Source organism: Nonomuraea deserti, assembly GCF_004348685.1.
GTDB classification, from domain to species: Bacteria; Actinomycetota; Actinomycetes; order Streptosporangiales; family Streptosporangiaceae; genus Nonomuraea; species Nonomuraea deserti.
In genome coordinates this window covers 30,471-51,740 of the sequence record NZ_SMKO01000050.1, presented here as the reverse complement: position 1 = coordinate 51,740, position 21,270 = coordinate 30,471, and the positions used below count along the sequence as shown (strand labels likewise).

At 71.2% G+C, this 21,270-nt stretch carries 21 protein-coding genes; 7 read left to right on the top strand and 14 right to left on the bottom strand.

Annotation, left to right across the window (positions count from 1 at the left end; genetic code table 11):
* Both E1292_RS20155 and E1292_RS20150 read left to right on the top strand, forming a co-directional pair.
* On the top strand, positions 1-280 hold a 280-nt coding region (locus E1292_RS20155), incomplete at its 5' end, for a response regulator transcription factor (RefSeq protein ID WP_132596777.1).
* A gap of 279 nt (positions 281-559) precedes the next feature.
* Positions 560-1,921 carry a phenylacetate--CoA ligase family protein gene (locus E1292_RS20150; RefSeq protein WP_132596776.1) on the top strand — a complete coding sequence of 454 codons (1,362 nt, stop codon included), beginning with the start codon at positions 560-562 and terminating at the stop codon, positions 1,919-1,921.
* Here E1292_RS20150 and E1292_RS20145 read toward each other — a convergent pair.
* Genes E1292_RS20145 through E1292_RS20115 form a run of 7 tightly spaced genes read right to left on the bottom strand, consistent with a single transcriptional unit; the run spans position 1,918 to position 9,540 of the window.
* Positions 1,918-2,910 (bottom strand): Lrp/AsnC family transcriptional regulator, encoded by a 993-nt coding sequence (locus E1292_RS20145; RefSeq protein ID WP_165974642.1) that lies wholly within the window; start codon positions 2,908-2,910, stop codon positions 1,918-1,920. The two genes, E1292_RS20150 and E1292_RS20145, sit on opposite strands and share 4 nt — an antisense overlap.
* Positions 2,911-2,929: 19 nt before the next feature.
* Positions 2,930-3,769 (bottom strand): alpha/beta fold hydrolase, encoded by an 840-nt coding sequence (locus E1292_RS20140; protein WP_132596774.1) that lies wholly within the window; start codon positions 3,767-3,769, stop codon positions 2,930-2,932.
* Between the two features lie 10 nt (positions 3,770-3,779).
* The gene (locus E1292_RS20135) at positions 3,780-4,949 is read right to left on the bottom strand and encodes a M24 family metallopeptidase (protein ID WP_132596773.1); all 1,170 of its coding nucleotides are present in this window, start codon (positions 4,947-4,949) and stop codon (positions 3,780-3,782) included.
* Positions 4,946-5,794 (bottom strand): ABC transporter permease, encoded by an 849-nt coding sequence (locus E1292_RS20130; RefSeq protein ID WP_132596772.1) that lies wholly within the window; start codon positions 5,792-5,794, stop codon positions 4,946-4,948. Before E1292_RS20130 ends, E1292_RS20135 begins: the two co-directional genes overlap by 4 nt.
* On the bottom strand, positions 5,791-6,744 hold the full coding sequence (locus E1292_RS20125; protein WP_132596771.1) for an ABC transporter permease: 954 nt from the start codon (positions 6,742-6,744) through the stop codon (positions 5,791-5,793). Before E1292_RS20125 ends, E1292_RS20130 begins: the two co-directional genes overlap by 4 nt.
* 4 nt (positions 6,745-6,748) lie before the next feature.
* Positions 6,749-8,332: an ABC transporter substrate-binding protein gene (locus tag E1292_RS20120; protein ID WP_132596770.1), complete on the bottom strand. Its 1,584-nt coding sequence runs from the start codon at positions 8,330-8,332 to the stop codon at positions 6,749-6,751.
* Entirely contained in the window at positions 8,332-9,540 is a 1,209-nt protein-coding gene (locus tag E1292_RS20115) for a dipeptidase (RefSeq protein WP_132596769.1), read from the bottom strand. Before E1292_RS20115 ends, E1292_RS20120 begins: the two co-directional genes overlap by 1 nt.
* Before the next feature lie 128 nt (positions 9,541-9,668).
* On the opposite strand from E1292_RS20115, the gene E1292_RS20110 reads away from it, so the two are divergent.
* A complete protein-coding gene (locus E1292_RS20110; protein WP_132596768.1) occupies positions 9,669-10,670 on the top strand; it encodes an ABC transporter ATP-binding protein in 1,002 nt (333 codons plus the stop codon).
* Entirely contained in the window at positions 10,654-11,685 is a 1,032-nt protein-coding gene (locus E1292_RS20105; protein ID WP_132596767.1) for an ABC transporter ATP-binding protein, read from the top strand. The genes E1292_RS20110 and E1292_RS20105 overlap by 17 nt, the downstream gene beginning before the upstream one ends.
* A gap of 50 nt (positions 11,686-11,735) precedes the next feature.
* Here the strand turns inward: E1292_RS20105 and E1292_RS20100 are convergent, their stop codons facing one another.
* From E1292_RS20100 to E1292_RS20075, 6 genes are all read right to left on the bottom strand, one after another.
* Positions 11,736-13,334, bottom strand: a complete 1,599-nt coding sequence (locus E1292_RS20100; RefSeq protein WP_132596766.1) for a fused response regulator/phosphatase — start codon at positions 13,332-13,334, stop codon at positions 11,736-11,738.
* The gene (locus E1292_RS20095; protein WP_132596765.1) at positions 13,331-14,986 is read right to left on the bottom strand and encodes an ATP-binding response regulator; all 1,656 of its coding nucleotides are present in this window, start codon (positions 14,984-14,986) and stop codon (positions 13,331-13,333) included. Before E1292_RS20095 ends, E1292_RS20100 begins: the two co-directional genes overlap by 4 nt.
* Positions 14,983-16,035 carry an ATP-binding SpoIIE family protein phosphatase gene (locus E1292_RS20090; RefSeq protein ID WP_246090217.1) on the bottom strand — a complete coding sequence of 351 codons (1,053 nt, stop codon included), beginning with the start codon at positions 16,033-16,035 and terminating at the stop codon, positions 14,983-14,985. The genes E1292_RS20095 and E1292_RS20090 overlap by 4 nt, the downstream gene beginning before the upstream one ends.
* 76 nt (positions 16,036-16,111) lie before the next feature.
* Positions 16,112-16,513: an ATP-binding protein gene (locus E1292_RS20085; RefSeq protein ID WP_132596764.1), complete on the bottom strand. Its 402-nt coding sequence runs from the start codon at positions 16,511-16,513 to the stop codon at positions 16,112-16,114.
* Positions 16,510-16,875: an STAS domain-containing protein gene (locus E1292_RS20080; protein ID WP_132596763.1), complete on the bottom strand. Its 366-nt coding sequence runs from the start codon at positions 16,873-16,875 to the stop codon at positions 16,510-16,512. Before E1292_RS20080 ends, E1292_RS20085 begins: the two co-directional genes overlap by 4 nt.
* Positions 16,875-17,690, bottom strand: coding sequence for an STAS domain-containing protein (locus E1292_RS20075; RefSeq protein ID WP_246090215.1), 816 nt, complete (start codon positions 17,688-17,690; stop codon positions 16,875-16,877). Before E1292_RS20075 ends, E1292_RS20080 begins: the two co-directional genes overlap by 1 nt.
* A 159-nt stretch (positions 17,691-17,849) precedes the next feature.
* Here E1292_RS20075 and E1292_RS20070 point away from each other — a divergent pair, with 159 nt between their 5' ends.
* Both E1292_RS20070 and E1292_RS20065 read left to right on the top strand, forming a co-directional pair.
* Positions 17,850-18,629, top strand: a complete 780-nt coding sequence (locus tag E1292_RS20070; protein WP_132596762.1) for an alpha/beta hydrolase — start codon at positions 17,850-17,852, stop codon at positions 18,627-18,629.
* A 116-nt stretch (positions 18,630-18,745) separates the two neighbouring features.
* On the top strand, positions 18,746-19,390 hold the full coding sequence (locus tag E1292_RS20065) for a biliverdin-producing heme oxygenase (RefSeq protein WP_132596761.1): 645 nt from the start codon (positions 18,746-18,748) through the stop codon (positions 19,388-19,390).
* A 9-nt stretch (positions 19,391-19,399) separates the two neighbouring features.
* Here the strand turns inward: E1292_RS20065 and E1292_RS20060 are convergent, their stop codons facing one another.
* The gene (locus E1292_RS20060) at positions 19,400-20,539 is read right to left on the bottom strand and encodes a Fic family protein (protein ID WP_132596760.1); all 1,140 of its coding nucleotides are present in this window, start codon (positions 20,537-20,539) and stop codon (positions 19,400-19,402) included.
* Between the two features lie 110 nt (positions 20,540-20,649).
* Here E1292_RS20060 and E1292_RS20055 point away from each other — a divergent pair, with 110 nt between their 5' ends.
* The gene (locus tag E1292_RS20055; RefSeq protein ID WP_132596759.1) at positions 20,650-21,258 is read left to right on the top strand and encodes a TetR/AcrR family transcriptional regulator; all 609 of its coding nucleotides are present in this window, start codon (positions 20,650-20,652) and stop codon (positions 21,256-21,258) included.
* Positions 21,259-21,270: the final 12 nt, after the last annotated feature.

Sequence of the window (21,270 nt, the reverse complement as noted above, 5' to 3'; positions counted from 1 at the left end):
GTCGATCACCAAGCGGCTCATCCACGAGTTCGCCCGGCTCGGCGGTCCACGACCGGTGCCGGGCGGGCGGCGGCTGGACGAGCTGACCGAACGGGAGACGGAGGTGCTCGCCCTGGTCGCCCAGGCGCTGTCCAACCAGGAGATCGCCGGCAGGCTGTTCGTGGCCGAGCAGACGGTCAAGACGCATGTGGGGCGGGTGCTGATGAAGCTCGGGCTGCGCGACCGGGCCCAGGCGATCGTCTTCGCCTACGAGACGGGGCTGGTCCGCCCCGGCGAATGAGCGCCCACGCGACCGCGCAGACCCGCGCAAGCCACGGACGTGCTCGGAGAAACCGGGCAGTGGTAGCCGACCCACCCGGATCTGGAAGCGTGAACCGAGCGCGGGAGGCCGGGTGCAGGGATCCGGGTGCAGGTGACCGAGCGTAGGTGACAAGACGTGGGAAGCCCTCCACCCGAACGACGACGCGGGGTGCCGTGCGCAAGGAACCGGGCAGGACCAGGCGCCGGGAGCCGCATGTGGGGCGTTTCGTTGGGGGCGGGTTCGCCGTAGAGTCGGCTGATGGACCCGGTTGCGCTCTTCCAGCAGGTGGCGGCGAGCGTTCCCGCCTATCGCGCCTTTCTGGCGGAGAACTCCATCGACCCCGAGAAAATCCGTACGTTTCAGGACTTTGTGCGGTTGCCGATGACGGCCAAGGAGACCTACACGCGTCGCCATCCGCTCCCCGACCTGTGCAGGGACGGCGTGATCGGGGACATCGTGGCGGTGTCGTCCGGCTCCACCGGCGAGCCGTCGTTCTGGCCGAGGTCGGTGGCCGACGAGCAGGTGATCGCCGCCCGTTTCGAGGAGGTCTTCAGCGGCTCCTTCGCCGCTCATGAACGCCGCACCCTGGCCGTCGTGTGCTTCGCCCTGGGCACCTGGGTGGGCGGCCTGTTCACGGTCGACTGCTGTCGCCACCTGGCCGCGCGCGGCTACCCGATCACCGTGGTCGCCCCCGGCACCGACCGGAGGGAGATCCTGCGCGTCCTGCCGGAGCTCGCCCCCCACTTCGACCAGGTCGTGCTGCTCGGCTACCCGCCGTTCCTCAAGAACGTCATCGACACGGAGGACCTTCCGTGGCACCGCTGGAACGTCAAGCTCGTCACGGCGGGCGAGGTGTTCAGCGAGGAGTGGCGCACGCTGGTCGCCGGACGGGCGGGGATGGAGGACCCGGTACGCGGCATCGCCTCCCTGTACGGCACCGCCGACGCGGGCGTGCTGGGCAACGAGACCCCGCTGTCGGTCGAGATTCGCCGGTTCCTGTCCGCCCATCCCGCCGCCGCCAGGGAGCTCTTCCGCGAGTCGCGGTTGCCGACCCTCGTCCAGTACGACCCCGAGGTGCGCTTCTTCGAGGAGCACCAGGGCACCCTGCTGTTCTCGGGCGACAACGGGGTCCCGCTGATCCGCTATCACATCGCCGACGAGGGCGGGCTGGTCACGTACGACGAGATGCTGGCCTTCGTCCGCCGGCACGGTTTCGAGCCGGCGGCGCGCGGCCCCGAGCGCCCGTTCGTGTACGTGTTCGGCCGCAGCCACTTCACCGTCTCCTACTACGGCGCCAACGTCTTCCCCGAGAACATCGCGATCGGCCTGGAGCAGCCCGCGATCAGCGGCCGGGTGACGGGCAAGTTCGTGCTGGAGGTGAGCGAGGACGCCGACCGCGACCGGCATCTGACGGTGACGGTGGAGCTGATGCCGGGCGAGAAGCCGACGGAGGAGATCGCCCGGGCGGCGGGCGAGTCGATCCTGGCCCAGTTGCTCCGCCTGAACAGCGAGTTCGCCACCTACGTGCCCGCTGTCCGGCAGGCGCCGTTCATCCGGCTGCGCGAGTCGGGCGATCCTGAGTATTTCCCGCCGGGCGCGAAGCACCGCTACGCCCGTTAGGTGGCCAGCGCGGCCGCGATCCGGTCTTCGGCCCACGGCACCATGAGGAAGCCGCGTTTGACGGTCAGCACCTGCACGCCGGCCGTCCAGGAGTGGATGCCGGGGATCGAGGCCAGCGTGCAGGAGGTGAAGCGGTGGATGTCGGCGGTGGTCGGCACGATCACCTCGCACATGAGCGAGGCCTGCCCCAGCATGGAGGCGATCATCCGCACGCCGCGCTCGCCGGACAGCCGCTCGGCCACGCTGTCCTGCATGCTGGGCTCGACCGACAGCCAGAAGAGGATCTCGGCCTCGTAGCCGAGGGCGGCGGCGGGGATGAATGTGGCCACCGTGGCGCAGCCGCATTCCAGCATGCTCTCCAGCCGCCGCCTGGCGGTGCTCTCGCTGATGCCCAGGCGCCGCCCGACGGACTGGAGGCTGGCCCGCCCGTCCTCCCGCATCACGGCCAGCACCTCGCGGTCGACGTCGTCGAGATGGCTCCGCCCGCACGTCCGGGCGCGCGGCGGCACCGCGAACGACGCCGCCTGCTCCCCCAGTACCGGAACGCTCCAGTCGTAGCTGACCTTGTACGTGTGCAGCACCAGCTCGGCGCTGCTCTGCTGGGCGCCGGGGATGGCGTGCACGAACTCGACCAGCATCGAGTAGAGGTCGCGGTCCTTGGGCGCGACCAGCTCGAAGACGAGGTCGTAGCCGCCGGTGACGATGGTGACGTAGCGGATGTCGGGGTTGGCCGCGAGGAGCCCGGCGACCCTGAGCTGGCTGCCGGGCGCGCAGGTGAGCCGCACGATGAAGGTGTTGACGGGGCCGTCGCACTCCAGGTGCGGCAGCACCGCCACGCGGGCCAGCCCCGCCGCGAACAGCTGCTGGGCCCGCCGCGCCACCGTGGTGGTGGAGATGCCGAGCAGCTGGGCGATGTCGGTCCAGCTGGCCCTGCCGTTCACGTGCAGCGCGGCGAGGATCTTGCGGTCGAGGTCGTCGAGATCATCCATCGGGGGCATCATCGCGCGTTCAGGACCGTTCGCGCACCTTGCGGAGGAAGTCGCGGACGGTCGCCTCCCACAGCTCGGCCTCCTCGACCTGCGGCGAGTGCCCCGATCGTTCGAAGACGCGCAGCTCGGCGTCGGGGATGAGCGCGGCGATGGTCTCGCTGCACTCGACCGGCGTGATCCAGTCGTGCCTGCCGACGGTGATCAGGGCCGGGGCGGTGATGCCGGGCAGGAGATGCTTGATGTCGTAGTTGGGCTGGTTCACGGCGAACGCGTAGTTGTGCGTCTGATAGTGGTACGGCGTGGCGGCCACCCGCTGCTCCACCTTGGCCGGGTCGTAGTCGTGGTCGTAGAGCGGCAGGATCTCCCGCCAGCAGTCGCGCAGGTCGTCGTCGTCGCGCACGGTGCCGGACATGATCCGGTCGAGCTTGGCCGGGTCGATGCGCACCCGGGACGAGGCGGCGGCGTTGCGGGTGGCCAGCTCCTGGTTGGCGTTGTCGGCCGAGGTGTCGCGGAGCACGGCGGCGCTCACCCTGCCGGGGTGGCGGGCGGCGTACTCCATGGCGATGAAGCCGCCGTACGAACCGCCGGCGATGATCACCTGCTCGGCGCCGAGCCAGCGGCGCAGGCCCTCGACGTCGGCGACCCACTGCTCGTGGCTGAACGGGCCCGCCTGGCCGCTCCTGCCCGAGCCCCTGGCGTCGAACACGACGACGCGGTACTCGTCGGCGAGCCGCCCGAAGCTGGCCTCGGGCTCGGCGAGCGAGCCGAGGCCCGGGGCGCCGTGGTGGGCGATGATCGTCTGCTCGCCGTCGCCGAGGATCTCGACGTTCAGCGGGTTGTCGTTGATGTCGACGAACACGGTGTCCCTTTCAGATGATGACGTCGGTGAGCTCGCGCGGGTACGCCGTGAGCCGGCGCGGGCCCGTCTCGGTGACCAGGACGGTGTCCGAGATGCGGTAGCCGGCGTGGCCCGGCACGTAGACGCCGGGCTCGCTGGACAGGATCATGCCGGGGGCCAGCTCGGTGGCGTCGCCGTCCGAGAGCCACGGCGGCTCGTGGAAGCCGAGCCCGATGCCGTGCCCCTGCCGGTGGCGGATGTGCTCGGCCAGCCCGGCCTCCTCGATGACCTGCAGGCAGCGGCGGTTGGCCTCCTCGCAGGAGACGCCCGCGACGAGCGCCTCGGTGCCGGTCTCCTGCGCCTCGCGGACGGTCTCGTAGTAGCGGGCCTGCCGCGTCGTCGGCTCGCCGATCACGAACGTGCGCTCGCTCTCCACGAACCGGCCGCCGACGGCGCAACCGAGCGAGAGCATGAACGTCTCCCCCTGGCGCAGCCGGTCGCCGCCGGGCAGCCGGTGCGGCTGGGCCGAGTTGGGCCCGCCGTAGACGAGGCCGCCGGTGAGCATGGGCACGACGACGACGTCCGTGTGCCTGGCGTACATGAGGGCGCTGCCGTGGGAGATGACGTGGGAGGCCAGCTCCGTCTCCGCGGGCAGGTCGCCGCCGGCCTCGACGGCCGCCCTGACCAGCTCGACGCCGGCCTCGATCATCGCGTCGGCGATGCGGGCGGCCTCCTCGTGCAGGGCGATCTCCTCGGGCAGCTTGCGCAGCCGTACGCGGCCGACCGCGTTCGAGTCCGTCCACCGGGTGCCGGGGAACGCCCGGGCCAGCGCCTGGGCCCGGGCGACGCTGGTCGAGGGCGCGTACGCGGCCTGGTCCGGCGCCTTCACGTGCCCGGCCAGCACCGCGAACGGCGACCTGACGCCGGGGAACTCCGGATAGGCGACGATCTCGGCTCGCGCCCCCTGGTCCTGGGCGTACTCCCGCTCCAGGTCGGGGACGAGCAGCACGGGATCGCCGTCGAGCGGCAGCCAGCAGGCGACCGGGCGCTCGTTCGGGAAGTGGTGGAAGCCGGTCAGGTAGGCGACGTCGAGCGGGTCGTCGAGCAGCAGCGCCGCCAGGCCCTCGGCGGACATCTCGGCTCGGACCCGGCCGAGCGCGCAGGCGTAGAAGCCGTCGGGCAGCTTCTGGGAGAAGGTCATGTGTCGCTCCTGTGGTTGCGAGCGTCGTTGTAGGCCACGGAGAGCAGGGTCGTGGACAGCACCAGCAGCAGGATCGCCGCCGACGGGAACAGGGTGGTCCACCAGGCGGAGGCCAGGGAGCCCGACTGCTGCGCCTTGTGCAGGATCGTGCCCCACGACCAGCTGTTCGGGTCGCCCAGGCCGAGGAAGGAGAGCCCCGCCTCGGCGAGCACGGCGCGGGAGGTGGTCAGCACGACCGACACGCCGACGACGGGGATCACGCCGGGCAGCAGGTGCTTGCGGACGATCCACCACGATGAGCCGCCGACGACCTTGGCCGCCGACACGAACGGCATGGGCACGATCGCCAGCGCCTGCGAGCGCACCACGCGGGCCACCTCCGGCCAGCTGAACAGCGCGATGACCACGGCGAGCGTGCGCACGCTCGGCCCGGCCAGCGCCGCGACCAGGATCATCAGCGGCAGCACGGGCAGCGACAGGGACAGGTCCACCAGCACGCCGAGCGGCGTGTCGAGCCGCCTGAAGTAGGCGGCGCTGACGCCGATCAGCAGCCCGATGACGATGGCCAGCACGGACGCGCTGAGGCCGACCGCCATGCTGACGCGCGTGCCCCACACCACCTGGGCGAACACGTCCTGCCCGATGTCGTCGGTGCCGAACCAGTGCGCGGCCGACGGCGGCTGCGAGGTGTCGGCGCCGTACCCCTCGGGGAAGGGCGCGAGCAGCGGCGCGAAGATCGCGACCAGGGCCAGCAGGACGAGCAGGGCTCCGCTCCCCATGCCGAGCGGGTTGCGGCGGAAGGCGGACCAGGTCCGCTGACGGGGGGTGAGCTCGACCGTCGTCATGAGGTACGCACCCTGGGGTCGAGGATTCCGTAGGCCACGTCAGTGATCAGGTTGGCCACCACGACGGCGGCGGCGAGCAGCACGAACGCGCCCTGCAGGACGGGGAAGTCGAGCTGGCCGACCGCCTCGTAGACGGCCCGGCCGATGCCCGGGTAGGCGTAGATCGTCTCGGTCAGCACCGCGCCGCCGACCAGGGTGCCGAGCTGGAGGCCGGCGATCGTGGTGGTCGGCAGCAGCGCGTTGCGCAGGGCGTGCTTCCACACGACCTTGCCCGGCTTGACCCCCTTCGCCTTGGCGAGCGACACGTAGTCCTCGCCGAGGGCGTCGATGAGCGTGGTGCGCATCGTCAGGACGTAGCCGCCGAGCTGGATGAGCACCAGCGACAGGCACGGCAGCACCAGGTGGTGCAGCATGCTGAGGGTGGCGGCGAAGCCGGTGGCGTCGAGGTCGACCGCGCCGCCGATGGGGAACCAGCCGAGCCAGACGCCCAGCACGTACATGAGGAGGATGCCGACGCTCGGCACGAACAACGACTGCGCGGTGACGCCGGTGAGCTGGATCACGCGGTCCATCCAGCCCTTGGCCCGGGTGGCGGCGAGCACGCCGAGCGGGATGCCCAGCGCGATCGTCACCGCCATGGCCGAGATCGTCAGGATCAGCGTCCACGGCAGCCGTTCCATGAGCACGGTGGTCACCGGGACCGACTGCCGGAACGACATGCCCAGGTTGCCCTGCAGGAGCTGCCCGAGATAGTTGAGGTACTGAACGCCGAGCGGCTGGTCCAGGCCGAAGTCGGCGAGCAGCTTCCTGCGCAGTTCCTCGGTCATGTTCGGGTCGGCCACGGCCAGCACCGGGTCGCCGGGCAGCAGGCGCACCAGGAAGAACGTCACCGTGACCGCGAACCAGAGGGTGAGCAGGCCGCGCGCCAGCCGGATGCCGATGAACCGCATGGGATCAGCCCGCCGGCTTCGCCGCGGCGAGGGAGAGCGGGTTCAGGATGGACAGCAGCTCGCTCGGCATCGGCTTGAACCCGGTCCACTTCGTGGAGTGGGCGATGTTGAACGTCTCCACGTACAGGACGTTGTCGTAGACCTGGTCGTGGATGATCCTGGCGGCCTCCTGGATGGGCTGCTTCGCCTCCTCCTGGGTGAGCGCCCGCTGCGCCTGGTCGATCAGGTCGTCCAGCTTGGGGTCGCTGACCTGGGCGTAGTTGATGAACCCGCCGGTCTTGAAGGCCAGGCCCAGGTTGGCGGGCGGGTTGTCCATGACCGCCCACGAGCCGGCGTAGATGTCGAAGTCCCGCTTGGCGGTCTTGTCCAGGTACGTGTTGCGCTCCAGGCCCTGCAGCTTGATCGTGATCCCGGCCTTCTTCGCCGCGTCGCGGACCATGGGGGCCCAGCGGGCGATGTTCGGGTCGGCCTGGTCGTAGATCATGTTCAGGCTCAGGTTGGTCACACCAGCCTCGGCCAGCAGTTTCTTGGACTGCTCCGGGTCGAAGGCGTACTCCTTCGACGCCGGGTCGGCGTAGTCGGGCAGCGAGGGGGTGAGCACGCTGGAGTTGGAGGACTTGGCGAAGCCCTTGAGCGCGATGTTCCTGATCGCCTCGTAGTCGACGGCGTGCGCGAGCGCCCTGCGGACGCGGACGTCGTCCAGCGGCTTGCGCTTGGTGTTGTACTGCAGGTGCGCCCAGCCCAGCGACGGGATCTGCTGGAGCTTGACCTTGGGGTCGTTCTTCAGCTCGGCGGCGGTGGCGGGCGGCAGCACGTTGCCGATGAGGTCGATCTCGCCGTTGCGCAGGGCGAGCACCTCGGTGTTCACGTCGGGGAAGACCCGGAAGACGACCTCCTTGATCGCCGGCTTGCCGGGGCCGAAGTCGTCGACGCGCTCCATGACGTAACGCTGGCCGCGCTCGGCCTTCGTCAGCTTGAACGGGCCCGCGCTCACCCAGTCGGAGTCGTTGGCGAACTTCTGCACGCTGGGCGCCTTGCCGAACACGTGCTTGGGCACGATCGGCAGCCAGAAGCCGACATTGTCCAGGAACGTGCCGTCGGGACGGCTGAGGGCGAACTCGACCTCGGTGGGCGAGACGGCCTTTGCCTTGTCCAGCGCCGTGATGAGCCCGGCGACCACGCCGAACTTCTCCTTCTGCACCGCCGTCACCGAGAACACCACGTCGTCGGCGGTGACCGGCTTGCCGTCCGACCACTTCATGTCGTCGCGCAGCTTGACCGTGGCGGTCTTGCCGCCGTCGGAGTAGGACCACTCGGTCGCCAGGTACGGGACGCGCTTGCCGGCCCCGTCCATCTGGGTCAGGTGCGGGTACATCAGGCTGGTGACCCAGGAGTCCGTACGGCTGTTGCCGACCAGCGGGTTGTAGTTGACCACGTCGGCGGTGGTGCCGATGGTCAGCCGGCCGGCTTCGGCGGGCTCGCCGGACGAGCCGGTGGACTGCGACGAGCCGGGCACGCTCGGGGCGCAGGCGGCGGTCAGCGCGACGGACAGGGCGGCCAGCGCGCCCAGGACGGTGGCACGTCTCATCAGATCCAGACCTCTTCCAGCACGCGCATGACGTTGCCGCCGACCACCTTGGTGATCTCCTCGTCGGAGTAACCGCGGGTGACCAGCCAGGCGATGATGTTCCAGAAGCACTCGGCGGGGTTCTCCAGGCCGTCGACGTACGGCACCTTCTCGTAGGCGATGCCGGCGTGCGCCTCGTTGAGCGACAGGTGCTCGGCGAACGTGTCGTGCAGGCCCACGTGGTCACCGAACAGCGTGTCGGGGCCGAACGCCACGTGGTCGATGCCGACCAGGTCCACACAGTACGTGAAGTGGTCCATGACCGACTCAAGGCTGTGGCGGGGGTGGCCGGGCGACAGCGTCGTGTGCGGGGCCGCCTCCAGGCCGATCACGCCGCCGCGCTCGGCGGCGGCCTTGATGACGGAGTCGGGCTTCATGCGGTTGGTCGGCCAGACCGCGCGGGCTCCGGCGTGGGTGATGAGGATCGGCCTGGTGGAGTGGCGGATCGTGTCGAGCGAGGTCTGGTCGCCGGAATGGGAGACGTCGATGGCGATGCCCAGCTTGTTCATGCGGCGCACGGCCTTCTCACCGAACAGGGTCAGGCCGCCGTCGCCGCGCTCCTTCAGGCCGCTGCCCAGGGTGTTGGCCTCGCTGTAGGCGATGCCCATCTGCCGTACGCCGAAGCCGTACAGCATGTCGATCCTGTCGACCTCGTTCTCGATCATGGTGGCGGCCTCGAGGGCGAGCACGAGGCCGATGCGGCCGCTGGCGTGCGCCTCGTGCACGTCGGCCAGGCGCTCGACCTTGATGACGTAGTCCTGGTGGGCGAGGTCTGACAGGCGCATGCCGATGTCGGCGACGACGTCGTTCCACTTCCAGCCGGCCTGGCTGGTGATGCAGCAGGTGCCGTCCATGAGGTTGTCGAAGACGACGGTCATGCCGGAGCGGGCCAGGCCCGCGTACCCGGTGTGGTGGCGGGCGGTGCGGTTGTAGTCGACGGTCTGGCGGATGTCGTCGGGGAAGACCGAGGGGTGGTCGTGCAGGGAGACGACCAGGTTGTCGGTCAGCAGGCGGCGGACGCGTTCGGACTGCTCGATGGTGAGCTCGGGCCCCTGGTACGCGGGGACCCGGCCGAGCTCGGGCGCCAGGTCGAACTCGCGGTAGTCGGTGCCCGCCTCCAGGTATTCGTAGGAACGGTAGCCCTTGTAGCTCTTCGCGGCTTCCAGCACTTGGTATCCCCTCTTGTCCGATTGCCGGAAGTTTGCCAGGATCAGGCGCATAAGACAACATCGATGGTGGATTTCGGCGTCAGAGGAAGATCAGACGCCATCATTCGGCACAGCGAGGAAGGGGCGCGGTGAGCGAGTCACCGGTTCTGGAGATCCGCGACCTCCACGTCACGTTCACCGCGCGCGGACGGGAGATCCACGCGGTGCGCGGGGTGGACCTGACCATCGAGCGCGGCCAGACGCTGGCGCTGCTCGGCGAGTCGGGATCGGGAAAATCCGTCACCGCCAAGGCCGTCATGGGGCTGCTCGACCAGCCCGGCGTCGAGGTGCGCTCGGCGGTCGCCCGCCTCGGCGGCCGTGACCTGCTCACCATGTCCGCCGAGGAGCGCCGGGCCCTGCGCGGCAGCGCGATGACGCTGGTCTTCCAGGACGCCCTGTCGGCGCTCAACCCGGTGCTCAGCGTCGGGGACCAGATCGGGGAGCTCTTCCGCGTCCACCGGGGCCTGTCGCGCAAGGAGGCGAGGGCACGCTCGGTCGAGCTGCTCGACCTGGTGGGCATCCCGGCGGCGGCCACGCGGATCGGCGACTACCCCCACCAGTTCTCCGGAGGCATGCGGCAACGCATCCTCGTGGCCATGGCGGTGGCGCTCGAACCCGACCTGATCATCGCGGACGAGCCGACCACCGCGCTCGACGTGACCGTACAGGCGCAGATCCTGGAGCTGATCGACCGGCTGCGGCGCGAGCTGGGCACCGCCGTCCTGCTGATCACCCACGACCTGGGGGTGGCGGCGGAGGTGAGCGACCGCGTCGCGGTGATGTACGCGGGCCGGCTCGTGGAAAGCGGCCAGGCCGAGGAACTGTACGACCTGCCCGCCCACCCGTACACGGCCGCGCTGCTCGCCGCCGTGCCCGACCTGGACAGGCCGGCGTCGGAGCTGCGCGCCATCCCCGGCGCGCCGCCCAGCCCCGCGACCACACCGCCCGGGTGCTCGTTCGCGCCCCGCTGCGGCCGGGCGAGCGACGTGTGCGCGAGCACGCGCCCGGCGCTCGTACCCCTGGAAAGCGGCACCGGCCGGTACGCCGCCTGCCACCACGTGAAGGAGATGCTCGATGGCGCCCCCGCCTGAACCCGCCGCCGGACCCGTCGCTCGCCCCGGCGGTGCTGGGCCCGGCGAGCCGGTGCTGCGTGCCACCGGGCTGCACAAGACCTACCGCGGCGGGATCCTCTCGCGCGGCGGGGCCGTACGCGCGGTCGCGGGCGTGGACCTGGAGCTGCGGGCCGGGGAGACGCTGGGCATCGTCGGCGAGTCCGGCTGCGGCAAGTCCACCCTGGCCCGCATGCTCGTCGGCCTCGAACGCCCCGACCAGGGCGAGGTGGCCTTCCGCGACCGGCCGTTCTTCACCCGCGGCGGCGTGCCCCGCGACATCCGCCGCCGCGTCCAGATGGTCTTCCAGGACCCGCTCACCTCGCTCAACCCCCGCATGACCGTGCTCGACATCGTGGCCGAGCCGCTGCGCGTGCACCGGCTGTGCGCGGACGCCCGCGCCCTGCGGGACCGGGTGGGAGAGCTGCTGTCGCTGGTGGGCCTGCAGCCCGAGCGGATGAACCGCTACCCGCACGAGTTCTCCGGCGGCCAGCGGCAGCGCATCGGCATCGCCCGCGCGCTGGCCACCGAGCCGGACGTGATCGTGTGCGACGAGCCGGTCTCGGCGCTGGACATGTCGGTGCAGGCGCAGGTGGTCAACCTGTTCGCCGAGCTGCAGCGCACGCTCGGGGTGGCGCTCGTGTTCATCGCCCACGACCTGGCCGTGGTGCGGCACGTGTCGCACCGGGTGGCCGTGATGTACCTGGGCCGGCTGGCGGAGACCGGGCCGGCGGCCGAGGTGTACGGCAGCCCCGCGCATCCGTACACGATGGCGCTCCTGTCGGCGGCCCCCGCGGCCAAACCACGGCTGCGGGGCCGCTCGCGCATCATGCTGGCCGGCGACCCGCCGAGCCCCGTGGCGCCGCCGCCCGGCTGCCGCTTCCACACCCGCTGCTGGAAGGCCACCGACCGGTGCGCCGAGCGGGAGCCCGCGCTCGAGCCCGTCTCCGGGGACGGCCACGACGCCGCCTGCCACTACGCCGAGCGGCCGTCCTGACGCCACGCCCCGCGGCGCCGGCGCGACGCCCCCAGCTCACGACCTCCGGCTCACGGCTCACGGCGCAGGACGACCAGCGCGACGTCGTCCTCGCGCACGCCGAACGCCCCCAGGACGCGGTCGGCGAACTGTTCCAGATCGTCGTCGACGGTCTCCGCCAGCCGCCTGGCGACCTCCAGGCTGTCGTCGAGCGGGGTGTCACGATCCTCCACGAGCCCGTCGGTGAACAGCAGCATCGTGCCGCCCGGCGGCAGCTTCAGCCGATCGACCTCGTAGCGCTCCGGCATGACGCCCAGCAGCAGGTTGCCCAGGCTGTGGTAGGCGGAGCCGGGCCCGGCGAGCAGCGGCGGGACGTGACCGGCGTTGGCCACCTCGACCTCACCCGTGGCCGGGTCGATGAGCACCATGCAGACCGTGGCGGTCACGCGCGGGTGATAGCGCCGCATCATCCGGTTGAGCAGGTCGAGCGAGGCGCTCAGGTCGACCTGGGTGATGAGCGTGGCGCGCATGGCGTGGCGGATCTCCGCCATCACGGTCGCGGCGTGCAGCGAGTGTCCCTCCACGTCGCCGATCGCCACCAGCACCCGGTGGTCGATCGGCAGCACCTCGTAGAAGTCGCCGCCGACCTCGACGTTGTCCACGGCCGGCTGGTAGCGCATGGCCACCTGCAGGCCGGGCACGTGGGGGATGCCGGTGGGCAGCAGGCTGCGCTGCAGGGTGAGCGCGATCGCGTGCTCCTCGGTGTAGGCGCGCAGCGCGTCGACGGCCAGCGCCAGTTGCTGGCCCACCTGGCGCAGCAGGTTGACCTCGTCGGCGTCGAGCGGCGGGCCGGTCACCACGCCGAGGTAGATGGGGGACCTCGACTTCCTCGTCCGGCAGAGCACGCCGGTGCTGGGGCCTTCCGCGCTCACGCCGGGCAGGAGAGCGCGCAGGCCGGCGGCCTCGACCGTGAACACCTGGGCCTGCGCGGCCCCCTCCGGCGCCATCCGGGAGAGCCGGTCGAGCACGTCGGGACCGGCCGTGTGGGAGGTGGCCTGCTCGCCCGGCCGGGCGCAGTAACGCCGGGTCCAGCCCTCCGGCAGCAGCGCCAGGGCGACGCAGAAACGGCCGAGCAGGTCGGCCGTGCCCTCGGCGGCCACCGCGAGCACCTGGTCGAACGTCTCCGCCTCGTTCATCGAGAGCGTCACGCCGGCCAGCCGGGCCAGCCGCCCGGCCATGAGCTCGGCCCGCCACCGCGCCCGGTAGTAGCGCAGCATGGCCCGCACGGTGGCGGCGAACTCGGCGGGCTCGATCGGCTCGATCAGGTACGCGTCGGCGCCGCGCTCCAGCCCTTCGGCCCGGTCGGCCACGGTGATGGCGTTGGCCGACACCTGGACGACGGGGATCGACGCGGTGGCCGGATCGGCCTTGATCCGCTCGCACACCTCGAACCCGGTCATGTCGGGCAGCCGTACGTCGAGGACGACCAGGTCGATCTGCTGGCCGGCCAGCTTCCGCAGCGCCTCCTCGCCACTGCTCGCCTCGACGACGCTGTGCCCGGCCCTGCGCAGCCATCTCGCGAGGATGTAGCGCTTGGTGGGTGTGTCGTCGACCACGAGGACGGTTCCCGGCTGAGTGTCCGCCGCGGCGACGGTTCCCGGCTGCGTCACGCTTCGCCCCCTCTGGCCTGGCGGATGGCCTGGATCAGCTGATCTCTGCGCAACCCGTGCTTGGACAGTACCGCTCGTCCCTCCGGCGCGTGCTGCGGCTCCACGGTCACCACAACCACGGGGATCCGGCTCAGCCGGTCGTCCTCGGCCATCCGATGGAGCAGCGCGTGGCCGTCGACGCGCGGCATGAGCAGGTCGACGAGGATCACGTCGGGCGGCTCGGCGGCCATCGCCTCGAGAGCGGCGGCGCCGTCGGCGGCCTCGTCGACGTGGGCGGCGAAGCCGTGCAACATGCGGCGGGCGGCCGCGCGGAACACCTCGTCGTCGTCGGCGACGAGCACCCGCTCGGCCTCGGGCGGGCCGCCGTGGTGCGGCAGCCTGAGCGTGGCGGTGGTGCCCTCGCCCTGCGTGCTGGACAGCTCCAGCGTACCGCCGAGCGCCTCGGCCAGCCTGCGCGCGTACGGCAGGCCCAGGCCGGTGCCCCTGGCCCCGACCTGGAAGGAGCCCGGCACCTGGTAGAAGTCCTCGAAGACGCGCTTCAGCTGCTCGGGCGGGATGCCGATGCCGGTGTCGGCCACCGTGATGACGGCTTCGCCCCTGTCGTCGTCCGCGCGGGCCTCCAGCCGCACCTCGCCGCTCTCCGTGAACTTCAACGCGTTGGACAGCAGGTTGCGCAGGATCGTGACGAGCATGCCCTCGTCCACGTGCAGCGTGGCGGCCTCGGGCGCCACGTGGTGGCGCAGCTCGACGCCGCCCCGCTCGCGCGTCGGGCGCATCGTCACGTGCAGGTGCTCGGCCACGTCCGTCAGGCTGACCGTGGTGGGGTGCGGGTCGAGGCGGCCCGACTCGGCCTTGGCCATGTCGAGCAGCTCGCTGACGAGATGCAGCAGGGTCCGGGTCGAGTTGCCGATGAGCTCGATCTGGTGGGCCTGCTCGTCGGTCAGCGGGTCTCCTCCAGGCCCGGTCAGCAGCCGGACCAGGCCGATGACCGAGTGGAGCGGGGTGCGCAGCTCGTGGCTGACGGTGGCCCAGAAGCGGTTCCGCGCCTCGGTGGCCTCGCGGAGCTGGCTGGACTTCTCATCCAGCTCCGCGTAGAGGGCGACCACTCCCCTGTTGGTCTCCTCCAGCTCGGCCGAAAGCTGGTTGTACATCGCCAGCACGCCCGTGTTGGTCTCCTGCAGCTCGGCGTTGAGCCGCCGCACGTCATCCAGGGTCGCGGCCAGCTCCCTGTTCTGGTCCCGTAGCTCGTCGAGGACGGAGACGGGTGCGAGCCGGGCCAGCCCCATGCGGATGTCGGCGATCCGGCCGCGCCGAGGCCGCGGCCGCAACCGCTTGGCGAGCGTGACGTGCCCGTCGTCGAGCTCGACCTGGTCGACCAGCCGGCCCGCCAGCCTGACCCCCTCGGACCCGGCCAGGCCGGATCGTTTCTCGTGGTTCAGGGTGATCAGCAGCTCGTCGTCGCCCAGCGCGATCACCGCCGCCGCGCCGGGGCCGTAGACCTCCCTGCCGACCTCGCTGAGCGCCGTCGCCACCCGGACCTGGTCCTGCGGCTCGAGCCCGGCCAGCTCGGCGGCCGCGCGGCCGAGGCGGCGCAGCACGAACACGTCCTGCCCGGCGTCGAGCCGGACGCGGATGAGCTCGGCCGCCTTCACGGGCCCCGCCTCGCCGCCACCACGCACACGTCGTCGCGCCTGGTGCCGGCCTCGCGCAGCAGGCACGCGGCGATCACCGCGGGGGTGCGGGCGAACAGTCCGGGTACGTGCGCCGGGTCCCAGCGTTCCGACAGCCCGTCGGAGTGCATGATCACGGTGGCGTTGCCGGGCAGCTCGTACCTGCGCTGCCGCAGCCGCGCCCCCCGGTGGCCGGCGATGCCCGGCACCGACACCATGCCCTGCCGTCCCTGGGCGTGCGCGACCCACCCGGAGACGTTGCCGAGCCCCGCGTAGGTCACCGCGCGGCCGGAGAGGCGCGCGACCGCGACCGCCCCTCCCCTGGTGACGCCCATCTTGCGGTGCAGGTGGTCCACGATGGCCAGCGGCTCCCGCTCGCACACCTGCAGGAACAGCTCGACGGCCAGCTGGGAGGCCTGCGCCGCGATGTGGCCGTGGCCCAGCCCGTCGCAGACCATGACGGTGGTGGCGGCGTCCGTCGTGGAGATGGCGAAAGAGTCGCCGCACACCTCCTCGTCGCCGATGGGCCGGGTCAGGCCGCTGGCCGACGCCGGCGGGGCGGGCCGCCGGCCGGCGGTGAAGTACATGGCGAGCACGGTGCCCCTGCCGGGCAGGGAGTGCACGTCGTAGCCGGTGGCGATGCGGGCGATCGCGCCCATGCCGATGCCGAGCGTCCCGGAGGAGGAGTAGCCGTCCCGCAGGGCGCGGGCGATGTCGGCCATGCCCGGCCCCGTGTCGAGGGCGATGAGCTCCACCGTGGCGGGGGCCTCGGGATGGAGGCGGACCATGACGCTGCCCTCGACGGCGTGCTTGACGAGGTTGGACACCGCCTCGCTGACGGCCACCGCCACCTGCCCGACCAGCGTCGCGTCGAACCCGGCCCGCTCCGCCAGCTGGACGGCCCGCCGGCGAACCGCGCCCACCGAGCTGGGGTCTTCGGCGCGGATCCAGGCCTCCATCCGCCGGCTGGTCACGTGGCTCATCTCCGGGCTCATCTCCGGGCCCATCTCCGGGCCCATCTCCGGGCTCATCCCCGGGCTCATCCCCGGGCCCATCCCCGGGCCCATCCCCGGGCCCATCTTCGAGCCCATGCCCGGGCCCGTCTCGTCACCGGGCCCATTTCGTCACCGTCACCGACGTGCCTTTTCCCGGTTCCGAGAGCAGGTCGAACTCGTCGACCAGCCGGCGTGACCCGCCGAGCCCCAGCCCCAGGCCTGTGCCGGTGGTCCAGCCATCGGTGAGCGCCCGCTCGACGTCCGAAATGCCCGGCCCTTCGTCGCTGACGACCAGCTTGAGCCCGCGTCTGGACCCGTTCTCGACGACGTGGACGCGTACCTCTCCCCGCCCCGCGTAGACCAGCGCGTTGCGCGCCAGCTCGCTGGCGGCCGTAATGATCTTGGTCTGGTCGATGAGGGAGAGCCCCACCTCGATGGCGGCGCTCCTGACGAGCCGGCGGACCGCCACGACGTCGGCGCTGCTCGCGATGGCCGCCTCCCGCTCGGCGTTCACGGCACCGCGCCCCTGACGTGGTCCAGCAGCGCAACCCCTTTCTCCAGGTTGAGCGCCGTACGGACGCCGCCGAGCGAGAGGCCGAGCTCCACGAGCGTGATCGCCACGGCCGGCCGCATGCCGACGACCACGGCGTGCGCGTCGAGCATGCGGCACATCTCGGCGATCGTGGCCAGCATCCGCCCGGTGAACGAGTCGACGATCTCGACGGCGGAGATGTCGATGATCACCCCTCTGGCCCCGCGCGCGACGACCACCTCGGCCAGGTCCTCCTTCAGGGCGAGCACGGTCTGGTCGTCCAGATCGACCTGGATGGAGACGATCAGCAGGTCGCCGAGCTTGAGAATGGGCACCCGCTCCACTACGCCTGCTCCGCCCGTACGGTGACGCGCGTGGCCGGCCCGCCGCTCACCTGCACGCCGCTGCGTCTGAAGGCGTGGGCGAGCGCGTCCGCCAGCGACGACTTGGTCACGATGTCGCCGAACTCGATGCCGAGCGTGACGATGGTGTGCGCGATCTGCGGGCGGATGCCGGAGATGACGCATTCCGCGCCCATGAGCCGCGCCGCGAACACGGTCTTGAGCAGGTGCTGGGCGACCTGGGTGTCGACGGCGGGGACGCCGGTGATGTCGATGACCGCGTGCTCGGCACCGGTCTCGACCAGCGTCTCCAGCAGCTTCTCCATGACGACCTGGGTGCGGGCGGAGTCGAGCGTGCCGATCAGCGGCACGGCCACGATGCCCTCCCAGAGCTTGACCACCGGGGTGGACAGCTCGAGAAGCTGCTCGGCCTGATCCATGATGATCTTCTCGCGGGCCTCCGCGTACGCCTCGAACGTGAACAGGCCGAGGTCGTCGATGAGGCGGGCGAACCGGATGAATCCGCGCAGCACCTCGTCGTCGGCGTGGGCGACCACGATCTCGTACAGGGCCCCCTTCAGGCCGAAGACGGCCTTGGAGGTCTCGGCGGGCGAGTAGCCGGCGCGGGCCCGCGACCGGGACAGCTCGGCGAGCAGGCCGCGCAGGTCGGCGAGGTCGCGCCCGCCCTCCTCGATGGCGCGGAGGATGGCGCGGTAGAGCTCCGTCAGCTCGTCGCGCGGCGCGTCGGCCGACTGCGTCCACCGGCTGATGACCTGCTCCTCATGGGTGCGGAGCAGCTCTCCCAGTCGCCGTTCCACGTCTGCATGACTGGACAAGGTCTCTCCAGAGGGGACTCTCGATGGGCTCTTCCGGCATCCCGGTACACCTTCCCTGCCCAGAGTCACCCCCGAGTACTACGCGCAGGTTCAAACCGTGCGGGGACGCGGATTACCCGGCGGCCTCCATAACGTCGCGGCATGTTCAGAAACCTCGCCCTGGCCGGGCTTGTCGCGACCGGCGCGTTCCTGCTGTTGCCGGCGCCGCAGGGCGGGCGGCTGGTGAAGATCTACGGAGACCTGAAGACGGCCGGCCGGGTGGCGGTCATCGTGCCGGGTGCGGACACCACGGTGAGGACGTTCGACGACGGCCCGGAGCGGCCCGGCGGCGCGGCGCGGGCGCTGCAGGCCGAGGCCGCCCTGCTGGCGCCGCACGAGCGGCTGGCGGTGGTGGCGTGGCTGGGCTACGACGCTCCGCCCACGCTGAGCCTGGACGTGATCTCCGACGACGCGGCCGGCGAAGGGGCCCGTGAGCTGCGCCGCACCGTCGCGGAGTTGCGCGGGCGCACGGACGCCCCGGTGACGCTGCTGTGCCACAGCTACGGCTCGGCGGTGTGCGCCACGGCCATGCCCGGCCTGCCGGTCTCCGACCTGGCCGTCTTCGGCAGCCCCGGCGTCGACGCGCCGTCGGCCGCCGCGCTGACCGCTCCGCCCCGCCGGGGGTCCGTCCTGGCGTCGCACGGTGCGCCCGCCCGGCCGCGCGTGTGGGCGGGGCTCGGGGCGAACGACTGGATCAGGTTCGTACCCAAGACCAAGCTCGGCCCGCTGGGGTTCGGCACCGACCCCATGAGCACCGCTTTCGGCGCCCGCGTGTTCGAGGCGGGCCCTGGCGGGCACAGTGACTACTTCGCGCCCGGCAGCGCGTCGCTGCGCAACCTGACCCTGATCGTGCTGGGGCGGTCGGAGCAGGTCACCGGTTGACCGGGGCTTTCCGGGGTAGGGAGAGCTTTGATGACATGGTGTCGTCATCAGCTTGACGCCGGCGGGCGCCGTTTGTGACACTTCGTCATGAAACACCAGCGGAGTTGAGGTGGGCTGTGACGACGTCGTTCTCCGAGAGCTTGAGAAACGCCACCTGGGCCGACCACGAGTCGGCCGAGTCGGAGGGCTATCTCACCGAGCTCATGGCCGGCCGGTTGAGCGAGCACGAATACGGCGAGATGGTCGCCCAGCACTACTTCGCCTACACCGCGCTCGACGGGGTGTCACGGGAACTGGCCGAGCACCCGGTGGCCGGCCACTTCGTCTTCCCCGAGCTCTACCGCGAGCCCGCTCTCGAACGCGATCTGGCCACCGTCTACGGGCCGGGCTGGCGCGACCGGATCGCGCCGTCCGCGTCCACCGGAGCCCTCGTGGCGCGCATCCGCGAGACAGCGGGCTGGCCGGGCGGCTACATCGCCCACCACTACACCCGCTACCTGGGCGACCTGTCCGGCGGACAGTTCATCCGGATGGAACTGCAGAAGATCTACGGCTACGCCAAGGGCGGGGGCGTCGACTTCTACGTCTTCGACGAGCTGGGCAGCCTGCCCCGGTTCAAGGCCGAATACCGGTCCCGGCTCGACGCGCTGGAGCTCGACGAGAGCGAGCGCCGGCGCATCATCAGCGAGGTCAAGCTCGCCTACCGGCTCAACACCGCGGTGCTCGCCGAGCTCTTCCACACCGTCCGGGCCGCCGCCTGACCGGCGGCTCTAGCCGGCTTCCTCGCGATAGGGGTCGCGCAGCGGGGCGGCGCGACCGGCGAAGTCGGCCTTGATCTCCGCCATCCGGGGACCGGCCTCGTAATAGCGGCCCTTCGTCTCACCGTAGGGCCGCAGCCAGCCCTTGGCGGCCAGGTCTCGAAGGTCGCGGGCGGCCTGGCCCTGGCTCAGATCCTCGTCGGCCTGATAGCGGCTGCGGCGCAGGCGCCTGTTCACGAACGCTTCGTACAACGCCGAGACGCACCGCGTGTTGAGCCCGTCTGCGCCGACCCGCTCCTCCAGCAGGGTCCAGATCTCGCCCGCCTCTGCGAGCCGGCGCCGGACGCGTTGCGCCTGCATGTGATGCGCTTTCAGGCAGAACCGCACCCAGGGAAGGGTGTCATCGTGCGGGCTCCATCGGCGCCCGCCGACGACGCCGAGCACGTCGTAGTAGTCGACCGTCGTGCGCTGCTGCCCCAGCCATTCCTCGATGGAGGCGAACTCGGGGGTGGTGATCCGGTCCCTGCCCAGCACGAGGGTCTGCAGGGCACGAGACATGCGGCCGTTGCCGTCGCGCCACGGATGGATCTTCACCAGGTTGAGGTGGGCCATCGCGGCCCGCACGTAGCTCGGCGCCTCGAGGTCACCCTCGTTGAGCCACGTCACGAGCTCGCCGAGAAGCCCTGGCACCACTTCGACGTCCGGCCCTTCGTAGACGACCGTGCCGGACTCCGAGTCGCGGATGAAGATGCTCCCCGGCCTGATGACACCGGGCGTCTTGTGCCGATGGTGGCCGATCATCATGAAGTTGAGCGCGTTGAGCACGCCCACGTCGAAGCGGAACGCGGGCGGGCGCGACAGCAACGCGATGTAGGTCAGCGCCTGCTGGTAGCCGGCGATCTCCTTGGCGACGGAGGCGGAGGTTTCCAGAGGTTCTTCCCCCGCCATGATCGACTGGATGTCCTCCACCCCGGCCCGGTAGCCCTCGATGGAGTTGGAGCCCTGGATCGCCCGCGCCTGGAGCTGCCTGCGAAGCTGGCCGTCCCATCGATGGGTCTCGGCCAGGCGGAAGCGCAGATCCTGCCGCATGTCCTCGACCTCGGCGAGCACCGCTTTGTCGGCGGGGTCGAGGACCGGTGCGCCGTACAGCATGAGGCCATAAAATCACGGTCGAATCATTTAGGCAAAAGAGCGATTGATTCGATTAAATATGTCCGATATGTTCTGCAGGCGAGATCGCCCGTACGCCGTACCATGGGCATATGCCCCGCATCTCCGCCGCCACGATCGGCGAGCACCGCGCCCAGACGCGCGACCGCATCCTGCAGGCGGTCTCGCGGCTGTCCAGGGAGCAGGGCATCGACGCCATCTCCATGACCGACGTGGCCGGCGAGGCCGGCATCACGCGCACCGTCCTCTACAACTATTTTCCTGACAAGACCGCGCTGCTGCTGGCGTTCACCGAGCGGGTGACCCGCTACTTCATCGACAGCTACGAGCGGGAGCTGCCCGCCGGCGCCTCGCCCGCCGACCGGTTGCGGGCGTTCGTACGCCTCCAGCTGGCCGGGCTGCTCGCGCATCCGCATCCGGGGGCCGCCGACCTCAGCGCGGCCCTCGGCCCCGACGCCTACCAGCGGCTGGCCGAGCACGTCGCGCCCATGCAGCGCGTCCTCGTCGACATCCTCGACGGCGGCCAGGCGTCCGGGGACTTCCAGGTGCTCGACGTGCCTGCCACGGCGCGGATGGTGCTCGCGGTCATCGGCGCGGAGCGGGTGCCGCTGATCAGCGGCGACGTGACGGTGGAGGCGGCCGCCGAGCTGGTTTCCGCGTTCGTGCTGCGGGCCCTCGGGAGCGAAGCCGGGCGGCGGTGACAGGATTGGGCC